Source organism: Pseudoalteromonas sp. T1lg24, assembly GCF_002964745.1.
Lineage (GTDB): Bacteria > Pseudomonadota > Gammaproteobacteria > Enterobacterales > Alteromonadaceae > Pseudoalteromonas > Pseudoalteromonas spongiae.
Window position 1 is genome coordinate 105,563 of sequence record NZ_PQCB01000034.1, and the last position, 830, is coordinate 106,392.

Annotated in this window: 2 protein-coding genes; both read right to left on the bottom strand. The window is 36.6% G+C overall.

Features of this window, described 5'->3' with window-relative positions:
- Positions 1–37: 37 nt before the first annotated feature.
- On the bottom strand, positions 38–331 hold the full coding sequence (locus tag C2M30_RS19985; protein WP_105173071.1) for a DUF3718 domain-containing protein: 294 nt from the start codon (positions 329–331) through the stop codon (positions 38–40).
- A 294-nt stretch (positions 332–625) separates the two neighbouring features.
- The coding region (locus C2M30_RS19990; RefSeq protein WP_105173249.1) for a DUF3718 domain-containing protein at positions 626–830 on the bottom strand (205 nt) is incomplete at its 5' end.

Consider the following 830-nt stretch of genomic DNA (forward strand, 5'->3'; position numbering starts at 1 on the left):
AGTAAACTCGCCCTTTTAACTTCAGGTAATTGGTTTATTAGCGCTTCGCAATATAGTCTGTGTTATCGCTAAATTGCTTTGCTATTTTTGCGTTTTTGATGTCTTGTGCAAATGCTTCTAGCGACTTGCCGTTACATAAAATATTTTCAGCAGCTTTACGTACGTTTTTGTTTTCCTGCTTAAGTAAGCGACGTAATTTACCATCTTGCTCATTTGCTGCAGCGGCGCAGATTTTTGACGATAAGCTATTATCTGATGGTGTTACTTTAGCGGTTGTGCTGAAAGATAAAATGCTTGCTGCTGCGATAGTTACTGTAATTAGTTTATTCATGTCTCATTCCTCATGGCGGTGAAGTTAAATCGTTTTGTTGGGTTCTATATTACGAATTTTTAAAAGGTCGAGTTCGGCAAGATGATTAACGGTAATGTTTGGTGATTGATGGTAAATATGCGTGATAAGTGAAATTTGGCAAAAAGCTATCGTTGAAAGTCAGTTTTAGTAGATAAAAAATTCATCTATTTTTTGTTGATGTATCGAAAGTAGAAAACCCTAACAGTGTTTAAACACAGAAAAGGGCGAGTTTACTTAGTAAACTCGCCCTTTTAACTTCAGGTAATTGGTTTATTAGCGCTTAGCAATATAGTCTGTGTTATCGCTAAATTGTTTCGCTATTTTTGCGTTTTTGATGTCTTGTGCAAATGCTTCTAGCGACTTGCCGTTACATAAAATATTTTCAGCCGCTTTACGTACGTTTTTGTTTTCCTGCTTAAGTAAGCGACGTAATTTACCATCTTGCTCATTTGCTGCAGCGGCGCAGATTTTTGACGAT

What these genes read in the sequence shown, in the direction of transcription:
- C2M30_RS19985 (WP_105173071.1), bottom strand. Translation starts at nt 331, where the DNA reads ATGAATAAACTAATTACAGTAACTATCGCAGCAGCAAGCATTTTATCT.